Annotated in this window: 12 protein-coding genes; 6 read left to right on the forward strand and 6 right to left on the reverse strand. The window is 72.9% G+C overall.

Going from position 1 to position 16,506, the window contains the following annotated elements; all coding sequences use genetic code 11:
* The 3 genes from AB0N31_RS05390 to glgB form a co-directional block, all read left to right on the forward strand.
* Positions 1-230 (forward strand): alpha-glucosidase C-terminal domain-containing protein (locus AB0N31_RS05390; RefSeq protein ID WP_363093035.1); only part of this gene is annotated, 230 nt, incomplete at its 5' end.
* An 85-nt stretch (positions 231-315) separates the two neighbouring features.
* A complete protein-coding gene (locus AB0N31_RS05395; protein ID WP_366057029.1) occupies positions 316-1,695 on the forward strand; it encodes a phosphotransferase in 1,380 nt (459 codons plus the stop codon).
* 13 nt (positions 1,696-1,708) lie between these two features.
* Complete coding sequence (gene glgB / locus AB0N31_RS05400) at positions 1,709-4,468, forward strand: 1,4-alpha-glucan branching enzyme (RefSeq protein WP_366057030.1); 2,760 nt, start codon at positions 1,709-1,711, stop codon at positions 4,466-4,468.
* Between the two features lie 90 nt (positions 4,469-4,558).
* Here glgB and AB0N31_RS05405 read toward each other — a convergent pair whose 3' ends face one another.
* The 4 genes from AB0N31_RS05405 to AB0N31_RS05420 form a co-directional block, all read right to left on the reverse strand.
* Positions 4,559-6,790: a UvrD-helicase domain-containing protein gene (locus AB0N31_RS05405; RefSeq protein WP_366057031.1), complete on the reverse strand. Its 2,232-nt coding sequence runs from the start codon at positions 6,788-6,790 to the stop codon at positions 4,559-4,561.
* A gap of 165 nt (positions 6,791-6,955) precedes the next feature.
* Positions 6,956-7,288 (reverse strand): thioredoxin, encoded by a 333-nt coding sequence (gene trxA / locus AB0N31_RS05410; RefSeq protein WP_366057032.1) that lies wholly within the window; start codon positions 7,286-7,288, stop codon positions 6,956-6,958.
* Positions 7,285-7,713, reverse strand: coding sequence for a MerR family transcriptional regulator (locus AB0N31_RS05415; protein WP_366057033.1), 429 nt, complete (start codon positions 7,711-7,713; stop codon positions 7,285-7,287). The genes trxA and AB0N31_RS05415 overlap by 4 nt, the downstream gene beginning before the upstream one ends.
* A gap of 460 nt (positions 7,714-8,173) precedes the next feature.
* Positions 8,174-9,862: an MFS transporter gene (locus AB0N31_RS05420; protein WP_366057034.1), complete on the reverse strand. Its 1,689-nt coding sequence runs from the start codon at positions 9,860-9,862 to the stop codon at positions 8,174-8,176.
* Between the two features lie 154 nt (positions 9,863-10,016).
* On the opposite strand from AB0N31_RS05420, the gene AB0N31_RS05425 reads away from it, so the two are divergent.
* Positions 10,017-10,658: a TetR/AcrR family transcriptional regulator gene (locus AB0N31_RS05425; protein ID WP_366057036.1), complete on the forward strand. Its 642-nt coding sequence runs from the start codon at positions 10,017-10,019 to the stop codon at positions 10,656-10,658.
* A 320-nt stretch (positions 10,659-10,978) separates the two neighbouring features.
* Here AB0N31_RS05425 and AB0N31_RS05430 read toward each other — a convergent pair whose 3' ends face one another.
* A complete protein-coding gene (locus AB0N31_RS05430) occupies positions 10,979-12,379 on the reverse strand; it encodes a cation:dicarboxylase symporter family transporter (RefSeq protein ID WP_366057037.1) in 1,401 nt (466 codons plus the stop codon).
* A 151-nt stretch (positions 12,380-12,530) separates the two neighbouring features.
* Here AB0N31_RS05430 and AB0N31_RS05435 point away from each other — a divergent pair, with 151 nt between their 5' ends.
* Both AB0N31_RS05435 and AB0N31_RS05440 read left to right on the forward strand, forming a co-directional pair.
* Positions 12,531-14,177, forward strand: coding sequence for a sensor histidine kinase (locus AB0N31_RS05435; protein WP_366057038.1), 1,647 nt, complete (start codon positions 12,531-12,533; stop codon positions 14,175-14,177).
* Positions 14,174-14,881: a response regulator gene (locus AB0N31_RS05440; RefSeq protein WP_366057039.1), complete on the forward strand. Its 708-nt coding sequence runs from the start codon at positions 14,174-14,176 to the stop codon at positions 14,879-14,881. The genes AB0N31_RS05435 and AB0N31_RS05440 overlap by 4 nt, the downstream gene beginning before the upstream one ends.
* A 390-nt stretch (positions 14,882-15,271) precedes the next feature.
* Here AB0N31_RS05440 and AB0N31_RS05445 read toward each other — a convergent pair whose 3' ends face one another.
* Positions 15,272-16,297 (reverse strand): ATP-dependent 6-phosphofructokinase, encoded by a 1,026-nt coding sequence (locus AB0N31_RS05445; RefSeq protein WP_366057040.1) that lies wholly within the window; start codon positions 16,295-16,297, stop codon positions 15,272-15,274.
* Positions 16,298-16,506: the final 209 nt, after the last annotated feature.

A 16,506-nucleotide genomic window follows, 5' to 3' on the forward strand; every position in this document is an offset into this window, starting at 1 on the left:
CGGCCGTCCTCGCCTTCCTGCGCGAGTACGAGGACGACCTCGTCCTGTGCGTCCACAACTTCTCCCGCTTCGCCCAGCCCACCGAGCTGGACCTGAGCCGGTTCGGCGGGCGCCATCCCGTCGAGCTGTTCGGCGGAGTCCGTTTTCCGGCCGTGGGTGAGCTGCCATATCTGCTCACCCTCGGGGGACACGGTTTCTATTGGTTCCGACTGCGCAGGGAGACCGTCTAGTACCCCCGGGCGGGGCGGTTTCTCCTGCCCCGCCCGGGGCACGCATCAGTAACACCCCGACCCCCCGGGGAAAGGACGTGACGCCATGGCGGAAACGGTCACACTCTCCGGCACGACCAGTCCCGGGCTCCTCGCGTCACTGGCCCCCCTGCTGCGCGAGTGGCTGCCACGGCAGCGCTGGTTCGCCGGCAAGGGGAGTCCGGTCACGGGGTTCTCGCTGGTGGCGGGCACCGAGCTGTTGCCCGCCGCGTCCAGGCTGGGCCTCTACCACCTGCTGGTCCGCGCGCACCAGGGCGCCGTGCCCGGCGACTGCTACCAGCTCCTGATCGGGGCGCGCGAGGCGCTGCCGCCCCGGCTGGCGCCCGCGCTGATCGGGCACGTGTCGGACGGACCGCTCGGCGGCCGGACCGTCTACGACGCCCTGTACGACACCCGGCCCGCCGAGGTCCTCCTGGAGGCGCTGCGCACCGAGGCCCGGATCGGCGTCCTGCGCTGCGAACGGGACCCCGCGCAGGAGATACGCGCCGGTCTGGTGCCACGCCGGCTGACCGCCGAGCAGTCGAACTCGTCGGTCGTCTTTGGAGATACGTTCATTCTCAAGCTGTTGCGCCGGGTCGTCCCCGGCATCAACCCCGACCTGGAGCTGCCGCTGGCCCTGGCCCGCGAGGGATCCTCCCGGGTGCCGGCGCCGACGGCATGGCTGCACGCGGACCTGGAGGACGGCGCCGGCGAGTCGTACGTCCTCGGTGTCCTCCAGCCGTTCGTGCAGGGCGCGACGGACGGCTGGGAGCTGGCGCTGCGGGAGCTGGCCAAGGGCGAGGACTTCGGAGCCGAGGCCCGGGCGCTGGGCCGGGCCACCGCCGAGGTGCACACCGCGCTGGCCCGGGCCCTGCCCACCGCCACCCTCGGCCATGCCCAGCTCGGACCGCTGGTCGACGGCATGACCGAGCGGCTGGACGCGGCCGCCCAGGCCGTGCCCGCCCTGCGCCCCTACGCCCCCGGCCTGCGCACCGCGTTCTCGGCGCTGGCCGACCTCGCGGCCGAGGGCCGGACCTGGACCGCCCAGCGCGTCCACGGCGACCTGCACCTCGGGCAGTGCCTGCGGGCGCCCTCCGGCCAGTGGTCGCTGATCGACTTCGAGGGCGAGCCGGCCCGCCCGCTGGCCGAGCGCCGGATGCCCCAGCCGGCCGTCCGGGACGTGGCGGGCATGCTGCGCTCCTTCGACTACGCCGCCCTCTCGGCCGACCCGCCGGCGCCCGGCTGGGCCGAGGTGTGCCGGGCCGCGTACTGCTCCGGCTACGCCGAGGTGTCCGGCACCGACCCCCGCACCGACCCCGTACTGCTGCGGGCCTACGAGACGGACAAGGCGGTCTACGAGGTCGTCTACGAGGCCCGGCACCGCCCCGACTGGCTCTCCGTCCCGCTGTCCGCGATACGTCGGCTCGCCGCATCCGACCCGTCCTGAGGAGGCTTTCCCCGTGACTCCCAGCCCCCCGTCCCCCCACGGTTCCGACTCCGGGAACCCGAAGGACCCGAAGAAGGCCCCGGCCCCGAAGGCCGCGGTCGAGAAGACGGTGGCCGAGAAGACGGTGACCGAGAAAGCGGCGGCCAGGAAAGCGGGGGGCAGGAGGACAGCGGCTGCCGCCGTGCAGGCCTCCGGGCGGAAGGCCGCCCCTCAGGAGGCCGCCGGGGGGACGGCCGCCGCCGGGGAGACCTCGGCGCAGAAGGCCGTGGCGAAGAAGGCCGTCACCAAGAAGGCCGTGGCCAAGAAGGCCGTCACCAAGAAAGCCGTGGCCAAGAAGGCCGTCGCGGCGAAGGCGGTCACGAAGAAGACCGTGGCGAAGAAGACCGCGACGAAGAAGACCGTGGCCGAGGCGGTCGCGGCGAAGACGGCAGGGGTGGAGACGGCCGCCTCGAAGAAGGCCGCCCCGGCGAAACGTGCCGCGAAGAAGGCACCCGCCTCCGCGCCCGCCCCCGCGAAGGGGCGCGCGCCCCGGCCCCCCGTCCCGTCCTCGGCCGAGCCCGCACAGGCCGGGCCCGTCGAAGTCGCCCTCTCCCCCGCGCTGGACGGCGGCGACCGCGAGCGGCTGCTGCACGGCACCCATCACGACCCGCACGCCGTGCTCGGCGCGCACCCGGCGCCCGGCGGGATCGTCTTCCGGGCCTTCCGCCCCCACGCCCTGTCGGTCACCGTCGTCACGGGCGAGCTGCGGGCCGAGCTGCACGACGACGGCGACGGCTTCTTCTCCGGCCTGCTCCCCCTGCGGGAGGTCCCGGCCTACCGCCTGGTCGTCGCGTACGAGGGGACGGTCCAGGAGACCGAGGACCCGTACCGCTTCCTGCCCACGCTGGGCGACCTGGACCTGCATCTGATCGGGGAGGGCCGGCACGAGGAACTGTGGACGGTGCTCGGCGCGCACCCGATGGTCCACGAGGGGGTGGGCGGTACCCGCTTCTCCGTGTGGGCGCCCAACGCACGCGCGGTGCGGCTCGTGGGCACCTTCAACTTCTGGGACGGCATCGGGTACCCGATGCGGTCGCTCGGTTCCTCCGGGGTCTGGGAGCTGTTCGTGCCCGCGATCGGCGAGGGCGAACTGTACAAGTTCGACATCACCCGGCCCGACGGTTCCCGCACCCAGCGCGCCGACCCGATGGCCCGCCGTACGGAAATACCGCCGGCCACCTCGTCGGTGGTGGAGTCCTCGCACTACGAGTGGGGCGACGAGGAGTGGCTGGCGAGTCGGGGGGAACGCCCTGCCCACGAGGCACCGTTGTCGATCTACGAGGTCCACCTGCCGTCCTGGCGACCCGGACTGACCTACCGTCAGCTCGCCGAGCAGCTTCCCGCATACGTCAAGGAGCTGGGGTTCACGCACGTCGAGCTGATGCCGGTCGCCGAGCACCCCTTCGGCGGCTCGTGGGGCTACCAGGTCACCGGGTTCTACGCGCCCACGGCCCGGCTCGGCACGCCCGACGACTTCCGCTTCCTCGTGGACGCCCTGCACCGGGCGGGCATCGGCGTCATCATGGACTGGGTGCCGGCGCACTTCCCGCGCGACGAATGGGCGCTGGCGGAGTTCGACGGGCGACCCCTCTACGAGCACGAGGACCCGCTGCGGGCCGCGCATCCCGACTGGGGGACGCTGGAGTTCGACTACGGGCGGCGCGAGGTGCGCAACTTCCTCGTGGCCAACGCCGTGTACTGGTGCGAGGAGTTCCACATCGACGGACTCCGGGTGGACGCCGTCGCCTCCATGCTCTACCTCGACTACTCGCGCGAGCCGGGCCAGTGGACGCCGAACGAGCACGGCGGCCGGGAGAACCTCGACGCGGTGGCCTTCCTCCAGGAGATGAACGCCACCGTGTACCGGCGCGTCCCCGGTGTCGTGACCATCGCGGAGGAGTCCACGGCCTGGGACGGCGTGACGCGCGCGACGCATCACCGGGGGCCGAGCGGCTTCGGCGGACTCGGCTTCGGGCTGAAGTGGAACATGGGGTGGATGCACGACTCGCTCCAGTACATGAGCCACGAGCCCGTGTACCGCAAGTACCACCACGGCGAGCTGACCTTCTCCATGGTGTACGCCTACAGCGAGAACTACGTGCTGCCCATCTCGCACGACGAGGTGGTGCACGGCAAGAAGTCGCTGGTGTCGAAGATGCCGGGCGACTGGTGGCAGCAACGCGCCAGCCTGCGGGCCTATCTGGCGTACATGTGGGCCCACCCCGGCAAACAACTCCTCTTCATGGGACAGGAGTTCGCGCAGGGGGCCGAGTGGTCCGAGGCGCGCGGGCCCGACTGGTGGCTGCTCGACCCCGCCTACGGGGCGGCGGCCGATCACCGGGGCGTACGGGAGCTGGTCGGTGACCTGAACTCCGTGTACCGGTCGACGCCCGCGCTGTGGGAGCGGGACACCGTCGCCGACGGCTTCCAGTGGGTGGTGGGGGACGCCGCCGACGACAACGTCCTCGCGTTCCTGCGCCGCGACGCCGACGGCACGCCGCTGCTGGCGGTGTCGCACTTCTCGCCCGTCGTCCGCCAGGACTACCGGCTGGGGGTGCCGGACGACATACCCGCCTGGTTCGAGGTGCTCAACACGGACGCCGGGCGGTACGGAGGCAGTGACGTGTTCCACGCCGACCCGGTGAAGCCGGAACCCCAGCCGTGGCACGGCCATCCGGCGTCCGTCCGGCTGACGCTGCCCCCGCTGTCGACGGTGTGGCTGCGCCCGGCGTAGCGGTGTGCCCGCCCCCGGGCGCCGGACGGCCGGTACCGCCCACCGAGCCGGCCCCCGGGGATGCGGGGCGGAGTCCCCGGGGGCACGGGCCTACCCGAGGGACTCCGCCAAGGGCGCCGGCAGCGTCCCGGTGTGCAGGACGCCCAGGCGCTGGGTGGCCCGGGTCAGGGCGACGTACAGGTCGCTCGTGCCGTAGCGGGACGGTTCCACCACCAGGACCGAGTCGAATTCCAGGCCCTTCGACTGGCGGGGGTCCAGCAGGACGACCTTGCGGGTGAGGTCCGGCTCCGCGTCCGCGGTGACACCGTCGAGGCGGGCCGCCAGCCGGCGGTGCAGGTCACGGGGGGCGATCACCGCGAGCCGACCCTCCGCGGGGGTCAGCTCCGCCACCGCCCCGGCGACCGCGCCGGGCACGTCGTCGACGGCCCGCGCCCAGGGCCGTACGCCGGTGGACCGTACCGAACTCGGCGGCACGAAGTCCGGCTGCTCCGCGCGGACGACGGCCGCCGCGACGTCCATGATCTCCGCGGGGGTGCGGTAGTTGACGCCCAGCCGGGTGTGCTCCCAGCGGTCCCCCACATACGGTGCGAGGATGTCAGACCAGGAGCCGACGCCCGCCGCCTCCGCGGTCTGCGCCGGATCGCCGACCAGGGTCATGGAACGGGTCGGGACGCGCCGCATCAGCAGCCGCCACGCCATCGGCGACAGCTCCTGCGCCTCGTCGACGATGATGTGCCCGAACGCCCAGGTCCGGTCGGCCGCCGCCCGCTCGGCGGCGCTGCGGTGGTCGTCCTCCTCGTGGCGTTCGGCGAAGCGTTCGGCGTCGATGATGTCGTGGGCCGACAGGACCTCGCCGGCGTCGGGGTCGTCGTCCTCCTTGTCCTCGAACTCGTACGTCCGGGAGGCGTAGGAGACGTCGAGCACGCCCTGCGCGTAGGCGACCTGCCGCGCCCGCTCGCGCTCGGCGCTCTCCCGCGCCGACCGGTCGTCCTCGCCGAGGAGTTCGGCGGCCTCGTCGAGCAGCGGCACGTCGGCGACCGTCCAGGCCCGGGTGACCGGGCGGCGGACGACGGCGGCGTCCTCGTCGGAGAGGTAGCCCTCGGGGGCGGCGAGGAAGTCGGCGACCACCCGCCGCGGGGAGAGCACCGGCCACAACTGGTCCACGGCTGCCCACACTTCGGGGTTCTCGGCCAGCTCGTCGCGGATCTGGGTGATGTCGCTGGGGTCGAGGAGGCTGGAGCCGTCGTAGGGGTCGGTGCCGACGCGTTCGGCGTACAGCTCGGTGAGGGTGTTGAGGATGTGGCCCTCGAAGTGCTCGCGGGCGGCGTTGTGCGGCAGCCTGGCGGCGCGGGTGCGCTCGCGGGCGACCCCCACCAGGCCCTCGTCGAGCATGAGCACCTCCCGGTCGTGCTCGATCGCGATGACCGGGTCGGGCAGCGCCTGCCGGTCGCGTACGACGGCGGCGAGGACGTCGGCCATGTCGGCGCGGCCCTTCACGGCGGCCGCCTCCGGGGTGTCGCCGGCCGTCGCCCGCACGCCCGGGTACAGCTCGCCGACCGTCGCCAGGAGCACGCCGGTCTCGCCGAGGGCGGGCAGCACCTCGCCGATGTAGCCGAGGAAGGCGGGGTTGGGGCCGACGATCAGCACGGCCCGCTTGGCGAGCAGTTCGCGGTGCTCGTAGAGGAGGTAGGCGGCGCGGTGCAGGGCGACGGCCGTCTTGCCGGTGCCGGGGCCGCCCTCGACGACCAGCACCCCGCGGTGCGGGGCGCGGATGATCTCGTCCTGCTCGGCCTGGATGGTCTGCACGATGTCGTGCATGCGGCCGGTCCGGGCGGAGTCGAGGGCGGCGAGCAGGACGGCGTCGCCTGCGGGGTCCTCGTGGCCGGTGCGGGTGGCGTCGCCGAGGTCGAGGAACTCGTCGTGCAGGGCGGTGACCCGGCGGCCCTCGGTGGTGATGTGCCGGCGGCGGCGCAGGCCCATCGGGGTGTGGCCGGTGGCCAGGTAGAAGGGGCGGGCGACGTCGGCCCGCCAGTCCACGAGGACGGGGGTGCGCTCGGGGTCGTCCCGGCGCAGGCCGATCCGGCCGATGTGGTGGCTGGTGCCGGAGGACAGGTCGATCCGGCCGAAGCAGAGCGAGCCGTCCACGGCGTTCAGGGCGGCGAGCAGTCCGGAGCGTTCGGCGACGAGGACGTCCCGCTCCAGGCGGGCCTGCCTGGAGGTGTTGCCCTGGGCGAGGGCGTCGGTGACGGCGCTCTCGGTGACACCGCGCAGCGCGTCGACGCGCGCGTACAGCCCGTCGATGAATTCCTGTTCGCCGCGCATTTCACCGTCGTGCAATTCGGTGTTTGACAATTCCACTCCCGCCCGGATATACTCTGCTCAGTGAACTTTCCGCGACCGGGTTTCCTGAAGTCGCGAATCATCGAATATAGCGAAGGAAATCCCCCGGGCGCAATTGCCCGGGGGATTTCCTCGTACGACGTCGGCTCACAGGACGTCCGACAGCTCCTCCAGCAGCCGCCGCTTCGGTCGGGCCCCCACCATCGCCTTCACCGGCTCGCCGGCCCGGAACACCATGAAGGTCGGCATCGACAGCACCTTGTAGTGGTTGGTCGTCTCGGGATTGCGGTCCACGTTCAGCTGCACCACCTTCAGCCGCTCGCCCTCCTCCGCGGCGAGCGCCCCGAGCACCGGCGCCATCTGGCGGCACGGCGGGCACCAGTCGGCGGTGAACTCCACCAGCACCGGCCGATCCGCCGCGAGCACCTCCGACCCGAAGTCCGCGTCGGTCACCTCGTCCACTCCGGCCACCTTGGTCACGGCTGCCGCCCTTCCAGTTCGCACACGGGCTCCGGACCCCCCGGAACCAGCGCCTCGGCGGCCAGCTCGTCACGTGCCCGCTCGGCCCGCACGAGCTGTCCGGCGACCTTCTCGCGGACCGCCGTCAGCTCCCCGATGAGCGCGTCCAGCTCGTCCAGCTTGCGCCGGTACACCGCGAGCGAGGCGGGACACGAGTCGCCCTCCGGGTGCCCGGCCCGCAGGCACTCCACGAAGGGCCGGGTCTCCTCCAGCTCGAACCCGAAGTCCCGCAACGTCCTGATCTGCCGCAACGCCCGCAGGTCGCGCTCGTCGTAGGCCCGATGACCCAGCTCGTCGCGCCGCGCGGGCAGCAGCCCCCGCGACTCGTAGTACCGCAGCGTCCGCGTCGTGGTTCCGGCCCGTGCGGCCAGCTCGCCGATTCGCATGCCCACGAACGTACGGCTTGACCCCGACGTCAAGGCAAGGGGCACCGGCGGAACGCCGCCCCGGCTCCGCCGGCGGGCCCCCTCACACCGCCCGCGTCAGACGGGCCTCCGCCGCGCCGGCCCGGCCCGTCAGCAGGAGCAGCAGGGCGCCGATCGGGCCGCTGATCTCCTTGCCCGCGCCGTGGCTCCACTCGATGTCCGCGGCGACCAGACGGGCCGGCGGGAGGGGCCAGGGGCGCGGCGAAGGCGTGGGCGGCGGAGGAGGTCGCCGACGGCGTGGTCGCGGCGGTGGAGAAGGAGTGGGAGGAGCACCTCGGGCAAGCGCCGGATGCGGCGGCTGCGGGAGGCGCTGACCGCCCTGCGGGAGATCACCGACCCGTGGGAGTGAACCGGCCGCGGGCCCGGCCGACGGCGGGTGCCGTCGACGCGCCCCCGGCACGTCGACGGCACCCCGTGAGGTTCAGCGCACCCGGCTGAACACCCGCTCCCCGTCATTCGCCTGCTCCGCCTGCTCCGATCCGGTCGCCGGCGACTTGCCCTTGCCCGGCAGCAGCACCGCCACCAGGACGGTGCCGACGCCGAGGACCACCGCGCCGACCAGGCTGGTGTGGGCCACCGCGTCCGCGAAGGAGGAGCCGACCGAGTCGGCCATCCGGCGGGCGGTCTCGGCGAGTTCGGCGGCCTGCGCCTTGAGCTGCGCGGCCTGCTGCGGGTCGCCGGACCGTGCCGCCTGCGCACCGAGCTGGTGCGCCCGGTCGGCGACGCCCTGCGCGACGGCGTACCCGGCGCCGACCGAGTCCTGGGCGGTGGCGAGGGTGCCGGCCGGGAGGCCGCTGCCGGACGCCGCGTCGCCGAGGTGGTCGGAGTACGACGTGCCCAGCAGCGAGCCGAGGATCGCGATGCCGAGCGAGCCGCCCAGTTCCAGCGAGGTGTCGTTCACCGCGCCCCCGACGCCCAGTTCGGACTCGGGGAACGCCCCCATGATGGCGTCCGTGCAGGGCGACAGCGCGAGTCCGATCGCCACGCCGAGGACGACGAGGGGTGCCACGAAGTCGCCGTACGACGACGTGGCGTCGACCCGGGTGAGGAGGGCGAGGGCGGCCGTGCCGCCGACCATGCCCGCGGTGACCGTCCACTTCATGCCGACGCGCGGGGTGAGGTAGGCGGTCAGGGCCGAGCCGACGAAGACCGCGCCGGCCAGGGGCAGCATGCGCAGACCGGTGTCGAGGGCGTCGTAGCCGAGGACGAACTGGAGGTGCTGGGTGAGGTAGTAGAAGGCGCCGAAGACGGCCAGGAAGAACAGGGCCACGGCGAGGTTGGACCCGGCGAAGCGGCGGTCGGAGAAGCGGCGCACGTCCAGCACCGGGTGCGGGTGGCGCAGCTCCCACAGGACGAAGGCGACCAGGGCCACGGCGGCGACGACCGCCGCGCCGACCGCCTTGGGGCCCCAGCCGAAGTGCGGCCCCTCGATGATCATGTAGACGAGTGCGCCGATCCAGACCACCGACAGCAGTCCGCCGACGTAGTCGATGCGGTCGTGGTGTCCGGCCTTCGACGGCGGCACGAGGACGAGGGCGCCGATGATCGCGACGACGGCGACGGGCACGTTGATGAGGAACGTCGACGACCAGCCGTGGTTCTCCAGCAGCGCGCCGGCGACGAGCGGGCCGGCCGCGATGGCGAGGCCCGCGGTCGCCGTCCACAGGGTGATCGCCTTGGCGCGTTCGGCGCGCGGGAAGGTCGCGGCGAGCAGCGACAGCGTCGCGGGCATGATGAGCGCGGCGCCCACGCCCATCACGGCGCGGCCCGCGATCACGCTGCCGGCGCTGTCGGCGAGGTAGCCGGAGACCGCGCCGCCGGCGAACACCACGAGCCCGAGCAGGAGCGCTCCGCGCCGGCTGTACTTGTCGCCGATCGCGCCGAGCAGCAGCATCAGCGCCGCGTACGGCACCGTGTAGCCGTCGATGACCCACTGGAGGTCGGCGCTGGTCAGGCCCAGGTCGTCGGTCATGGCGGGCGCGGCGACCGTGAGGGCGGTGTTCGCCATCACGATGATCAGCAGGCTCAGGCAGAGGACGAGGAGCGCCCACCAGCGTCGGCGGTAGGGCCCCGCCATCCGTTCCACCGGTTCGGTCATGACGAGTCGCATGCGGGGATCGCCTTCCTCGGGACGTACCCGGCGGCGTACAGGACTCTGGTCGCACGACGCCGGGGCAATTGCACAACAGTGTGCAATGTACGACCGCTGCACAGTCGTGTGCAAATCGAGGGACCGGAACGCGCCACGACGGAAGGCAGGCACAATGGCCGCCATGACCACGGGTAACAACAGTCGCGCGGAGGCAAACCGACGCCGCATCCTCGATGTGGCCCTCGCCGAGCTGTTGCGCGACCCGGACGCGTCCATGAACCACATCGCCCGCGCCGCCGGTGTCGTGCGGCGCACGGTGTACGGGCACTTCCCCAGCCGTGAGGCGCTGATCAGCACGCTGGTCGACGAGGCGGTGGCGGTGCTGGCCGCCGCCCACGAGGGGGAGGGCGAGGGCGGCGGGGACCCCGCGGAGGAACTGGCCCGGTCCGTGCTGGCCGTGTGGCGGATCGCCGACCGCTACCGCCTGCTGGTCGCGCTGGCCCAGCGCACGGTCACCATGCAGGGCATCCGGGAGCGGCTCACCCCGGTGCGCGAGGACACGATCCGGCTGCTCCAGCGCGGCCTGGACGAGGGGACGTTCGCCTCACCCCTGCCGGCGCCGGCGCTGGCGTACGTGCACGAGCAGATCGTGTTCGCGCTGATGGAGGCCGTGAACGACGGACTGCTGAGCACGCGCGAGGCGGGCCGCTCGGCCGCCGTCACCGCGCTGACCGCGGCCGGTGTGCCCGCCACCCTGGCCACCGCCCTCGTGACGAAGGTGAGCGAGTCCGGCGCGTCGGACGCGTCGGGCTGACCGGCGCGTCATCGGGCCGGGCTGACCGGCGCGCGCCGGCGCGTGAGTCCGGACGGCGGGCCCGCGAGTGCGGACCGCGGGCGCGCGAGTGCCCGGGAAACGCCGCAGGCCCCCGGTGCGCGAAACACCGAAGGCCTGCGGGGCGGAGACGGAGAACCGGGCGGCCGAGCTACGGGGGAGTACTCGGCCGCCCGGCGTTCGGGGGGCGAACACCGCCGGGTGGAACGGCCACCGGCGGGCGGGGCGGGTACCGGGTGCCCGGCCCGGGTTCAGGCGGGGCCGGGCACCCGGTGCACAGGGGGTGGGTGTCGCCGACGGCGTCAGGCCTTGGCGAGTTCCTTCTCGCCCTCCTCGCGCTGCTCGGGCACCTCCACCACCGGGGCGTCCTGGCCGCCGTGGGCGTCGTCGAGCAGGGTCTTCTCGTCGAAGGGCAGCTCGCCCGCGAGCACCCGGCCCACGCGCTCCTTGTCGATCTCCTTGGTCCAGGTGCCGATCAGGACCGTGGCGACGGCGTTGCCCGCGAAGTTGGTCAGGGCGCGTGCCTCGCTCATGAAGCGGTCGATGCCGACGATGAGGCCGATGCCGTCCACCAGGGCCGGCTTGTGCGACTGGAGGCCGCCGGCCAGGGTCGCGAGACCCGCTCCGGTGACACCGGCCGCGCCCTTGGAGGCGATCAGCAGGAACAGCAGCAGCGGGATCTGCTCGCCGACCGACATCGGCGTCCCCATGGCGTCGGCGATGTACAGGGAGGCCATGGTCATGTAGATCATGGTGCCGTCGAGGTTGAAGGAGTAGCCGGTCGGGACGGTGATGCCGACGACGGGCTTGCTGACGCCCAGGTGCTCCATCTTCGCGATGAGGCGCGGCAGCGCGGACTCGGAGGAGGAGGTGGACAGGATCAGCAGGAACTCGCGGATCAGGTACTTGAACAGGACGAAGATGTTCAGCCCCGAGACGACCCGCAGCAGCGCGCCGAGCACGATGAAGACGAACAGGAAGCAGGTGACGTAGAAGCCGAGCATCAGGACGGCGAGGCTCTTGAGGGCGTCGACGCCGGCCGAGCCGGTGACCGCGGCGATGGCGCCGAAGGCACCGATCGGGGCGGCCCACATCACCATCGCGAGGATGCGGAAGACGAGGCGCTGGATGTGCTCGACACCGCGCAGGACCGGCTGTCCGGCCGGGCCCATGGCCTGGAGGGCGAAGCCCACGAGAAGCGCGACGAGCAGCGTCTGGAGCACCTCGCCGCCGGTGAAGGCGGAGACGATCGTGGTCGGGATGATGCCCAGCAGGAACTCGGTGGTGTCCTTGGCCTCCGCCGACACCTGCGCCTGACCGGTCTCCTTGACCGCGTCGGTGAGCGCGAGGCCGGTGCCCGGCTCCAGGATGTTGCCGACGACGAGGCCGATGCCGAGGGCGACCAGCGACATGACCGTGAAGTAGCCCAGGGCGATGCCGCCGACGGCGCCGACCTTGGCGGCCTTGCGGACCGATCCGATGCCGAGCACGATCGTGCAGAAGATGATCGGCGAGATCATCATCTTGATCAGGTTCACGAAGCCGGTACCGATGGGCTTCAGTTCGACCGCGAAGTCGGGAGCGATCAGGCCCACGGCGATGCCGATGGCGACCGCGACGATCACCGCGATGTACAGGTAGTGCGTGCGGTCCCGCTTGGCGGCGGGTACGGCGGATGCCGTATCGGGGGTGCTGGCGGCCACGGCTGCCCTCCTTGACGTCTTCGTCGGCATCACCGGCGTGCGGCTCACGTCCGGGGGTTCGGGGGATGCCGTGACTATCCCCCCGCGCTGTGAGGGCGGTCACCCTTGCGTTCATTTAGTTCACGTCCGACGCGGGAGGCACACTGACGGCATGCGCATCCCCGTCCCGCGACCCCGCAGCCTGGCCGGCCAGCTGTTCGCCATGCAGGCCGTCCTGATAGCGGTGGTCGTCGCGGGTTACGCGCTGTTCACCTACCTCAGCGACCGCAGCCAGGCCGAGGGGGCCGCGAGCCGGCAGGCCTCGGCGGTGGCCCGCTCGGTCGCCGACTCCCCCTCGGTGCGGGAGGCGATCGGCACCGCGGACCCGACCGCGGAACTCCAGCCGTACGCGCTGCGGATCATGCGCGACACCGAGGTCGACTTCGTCACGATCATGAATCCGGCGGGGATCCGCTGGACCCACCCGGACGAGAAGCAGATCGGCCTGCACTTCCGGGGCAACACCGCGCGGGCCCTGAAGGGCGAGACCTTCACCGAGACCTACACCGGCACCCTCGGCCCGTCCGTCCGCGCGGTCGCCCCCGTCGAGGGGGACGACGGCCGGATCGTCGGCCTGGTCAGCGCGGGCATCAAGGTCGAGGCGATCACCAAGCGGGTGCAGGACCAGGTGACGGCGCTGTTCGGCGTCGCGACGGGCGCGCTCGCGCTGGGCGCGGTCGGCACCTACGTCGTCAACGCCCGGCTGCGCCGCCACACGCACGGCATGAACGCGGCCGAGCTGAGCCGGATGCACGACTACCACCAGGCGGCACTGCACGCGGTGCGCGAAGGGCTGCTGATGCTGGACGGCCAGTACCGGGTGGCGCTGATCAACGACGGCGGCCGTGAACTGCTGGGCGTCTCGGAGGAGGTGGTGGGCCGGTCCGTCGCCGACCTCGGTCTGCCCGCCCCGCTGACGGGCGCCCTGCTGTCCTCCGAACCGCGCGTGGACGAGGTGCACCTGACGGCGGACCGGGTGGTGGCGGTGAACACCTCGCCGGTGTCCGGCGGAGAACGCCGGGGCACCGTGGTCACCCTCCGCGACGTCACCGAACTCCAGTCCCTGATGGGCGAGTTGGACTCGGAACGCGGCTTCACACTGGCCCTGCGCTCGCAGGCCCACGAGGCGGCGAACCGCCTGCACACCGTCGTCTCGCTCATCGAACTGGGCCGTGCCGAGGAGGCCGTGGACTTCGCGACCGCCGAACTGGAGCTGGCCCAGGCGCTGACCGACCAGGTGGTGGCCGCGGTGAGCGAGCCGGTGCTGGCGGCGCTGCTGCTGGGCAAGACGGCACAGGCGAACGAGCGGGGTGTGGAGCTGGTGGTGTCGCGGGGCAGCGGGCTCGACGACGGGCTGCTCCCGGAGTCGCTGCCCGCCCGGGACCTGGTCACCATCCTCGGCAACCTCATCGACAACGCCGTGGACGCGGCGCAGGGCAGCATGCGGGCGCGGGTCACGGTGACCGCGTGCACCGGGCACCGCGCGGAGGGCGGCGGCGAACTGGTGCTGCGGGTGGCGGACACCGGCGCCGGGGTGGATCCGGCGCTCGCCGAGCAGGTCTTCGAGCGGGGCTTCTCCACGAAGCCGTCCGGCCCCGGCGGCCGCGGCCTCGGTCTGGCCCTCGTCCGGCAGGCCGTGCACCGCCACGACGGGACACTGTCGGTGGCGGAGGCCGAGGGCGGCGGAGCGGAGTTCGTGGTACGGCTGCCCCTGCGCACGGCGGTCGCCGCCGTGCCGGTGTCGGGAGGCGAGGAATGACAGGTGTTCCGGGCGGGTCGGGCGACGGGCCGATCCGGGTCCTGGTGGTCGAGGACGACCCCGTGGCGGCCGACGCGCACGTCCTGTACGTCGGCCGGGTGCCGGGGTTCACGGCGGTGGGCAAGGCGCACACCGGCGCGGAGGCGCGGCGGCTGCTGGACCGTACGCCGGTGGACCTGCTGCTGCTCGACCTGCACCTGCCGGACGGGCACGGGCTCCAGCTGGCCCGCTCGCTGCGGGCGGCCGGGTATCACGCGGACGTGATAGCGGTCACCTCGGCGCGCGACCTGACGGTGGTGCGGGAGGGCGTTTCGCTGGGCGTCGTCCAGTACGTGCTGAAACCGTTCACCTTCGCCACCCTGCGGGACCGCCTCGTGCGGTACGCGGAGTTCCGCGGGGCGGCCGGCGAGGCGAGCGGCCAGGACGAGGTCGACCGCGCCCTCGCCACCCTGCGCGCACCGGGCCCCGTCGCGCTGCCCAAGGGGCTGAGCGGCCCGACCCTGGAACGGGTGACGGGGGCCGTAAGGGAGGCGGCGCAGGGACTGACCGCTGCGGGCGTGGCCGAGGCGGTGGGGATCTCCCGTATCACCGCCCGCCGCTATCTGGAGCACCTGGTGGAGGCGGGGAGGGCGGAACGCAAGCCGCTGTACGGGCAGGTGGGCAGACCCGAGCTGGTGTACCGGTGGGTGCCGGCCGGCCGCTGAGACGCCCGCGGGCGCCGGACGCGGGTCCGCCCGCTTCCCGGTACGACCGCAGCCCGAGCCGTCGGTCACGACGTCCCCGCCCCGCCGCGCACGGAGGAGACCGGTCGGTGGCACGGCACCGGCCGCCGGCCCGCCCTGCTCACCGAACCGCCCGGCCTCACCGCACCCGGCCTGGTCACCGTCGGCGGCCGTGAGGCCGTGAGGCCGAAGTCGCCGCACTCCCGCGCGGCGCGGGTGGCATCGGCGGGCCGGCCCGCACCGAGCGGGTCGGCAGGGTCGTGTCCTCGGCCCGGCGCGCACCGGGCCCGGCCGCGGGCCCGAGGACGACCCGGGGACAGGAGACCGGCGGGCCCGACGACCGGTGGCCCCGGGACCTGCGGGACGGCCGGGCTAGAAGACCGACTCCGCCTCTTCCATCCGGTTCTTCGGCACCGTCTTCAGCTCGGTCACCGCGTCCGCGAGCGGCACCATCCGCACGGCGGTGCCGCGCAGCGCGGTCATCATGCCGAACTCGCCCCGGTGCGCGGCCTCCACCGCGTGCCAGCCGAAGCGGGTCGCGAGGACGCGGTCGTACGCCGTCGGCACACCGCCGCGCTGGACGTGGCCGAGGATGACCGGGCGGGCCTCCTTGCCGAGCCGCCTCTCCAGCTCGTACGCCAGCGCCGTGCCGATGCCCTGGAAGCGCTCGTGGCCGAACTGGTCGATCGCGCCCTTGCTGTAGTCCATCGTGCCCTCGGCGGGGTGGGCGCCCTCGGCCACGCAGATCACGGCGAACTTCTTGCCGCGCGCGAACCGCTCCTCGACCATCTTCACGAGGTCGGCCGGGTCGAAGGGGCGCTCGGGCAGGCAGATGCCGTGGGCGCCGGCCGCCATGCCGGACTCCAGGGCGATCCAGCCCGCGTGCCGGCCCATGACCTCGACGACCATCACCCGCTGGTGGGACTCCGCCGTCGTCTTGAGGCGGTCCATGGCCTCCGTGGCGACGCCGACGGCCGTGTCGAAGCCGAAGGTGCGGTCCGTGGAGGAGATGTCGTTGTCGATGGTCTTCGGGACGCCGACGACCGGCAGACCCGCGTCGGACAGCATGCGGGCCGCCGTCAGCGTGCCCTCGCCGCCGATCGGGATCAGCGCGTCGATGCCGAACTGGTGGATCACGTCCGAGGCGTTCTCACAGGCCTCGCGCAGACGGTCGCGCTCCAGCCGGGAGGAGCCGAGTATCGTGCCGCCGCGGGCGAGGATGCCGCTCACGGCGTTCAGGTCGAGGGGGCGGTAGTTGCCGTCGAGGAGACCCGCGTATCCGTCCTCGAAGCCGATGACCTCGTCGCCGTAGTTGTCGACCGCGCGGTGCACGACCGATCGGATCACTGCGTTCAGGCCGGGGCAGTCGCCGCCTGCGGTGAGGACTCCGATGCGCATCCTGCTCTGTCTCCTGCTCGCTGTGGGTACCGGTGAGCCAGTGTCGATTGTTCCACGTCCCCGAGGAGACTGTCTCCTGACGGGCGCCTTAACCGTGGGCAGAGGTACTGTCAAGAGGGTTCTGCTCACCTCGGTGGGCGATTTTTATGAGCCGGGCGGACACCGGGCGGAAGCCGGGTGGCCGACTGCCGAACGGCCCCACAGAAGGA

It is taken from the genome of Streptomyces sp. NPDC051051 (assembly GCF_040682975.1).
Classification (GTDB): Bacteria; Actinomycetota; Actinomycetes; order Streptomycetales; family Streptomycetaceae; genus Streptomyces.

Bases quoted from the DNA above. Each gene is read 5' to 3' on its own strand.
- AB0N31_RS05440 (WP_366057039.1), top strand. From the start codon at position 14,174: ATGACAGGTGTTCCGGGCGGGTCGGGCGACGGGCCGATCCGGGTCCTG.
- AB0N31_RS05445 (WP_366057040.1), bottom strand. From the start codon at position 16,297: ATGCGCATCGGAGTCCTCACCGCAGGCGGCGACTGCCCCGGCCTGAAC.
- AB0N31_RS05395 (WP_366057029.1), top strand. From the start codon at position 316: ATGGCGGAAACGGTCACACTCTCCGGCACGACCAGTCCCGGGCTCCTC.
- AB0N31_RS05425 (WP_366057036.1), top strand. From the start codon at position 10,017: ATGGCCGCCATGACCACGGGTAACAACAGTCGCGCGGAGGCAAACCGA.
- AB0N31_RS05420 (WP_366057034.1), bottom strand. From the start codon at position 9,862: ATGCGACTCGTCATGACCGAACCGGTGGAACGGATGGCGGGGCCCTAC.
- AB0N31_RS05415 (WP_366057033.1), bottom strand. From the start codon at position 7,713: ATGCGAATCGGCGAGCTGGCCGCACGGGCCGGAACCACGACGCGGACG.
- AB0N31_RS05405 (WP_366057031.1), bottom strand. From the start codon at position 6,790: ATGCGCGGCGAACAGGAATTCATCGACGGGCTGTACGCGCGCGTCGAC.
- AB0N31_RS05435 (WP_366057038.1), top strand. From the start codon at position 12,531: ATGCGCATCCCCGTCCCGCGACCCCGCAGCCTGGCCGGCCAGCTGTTC.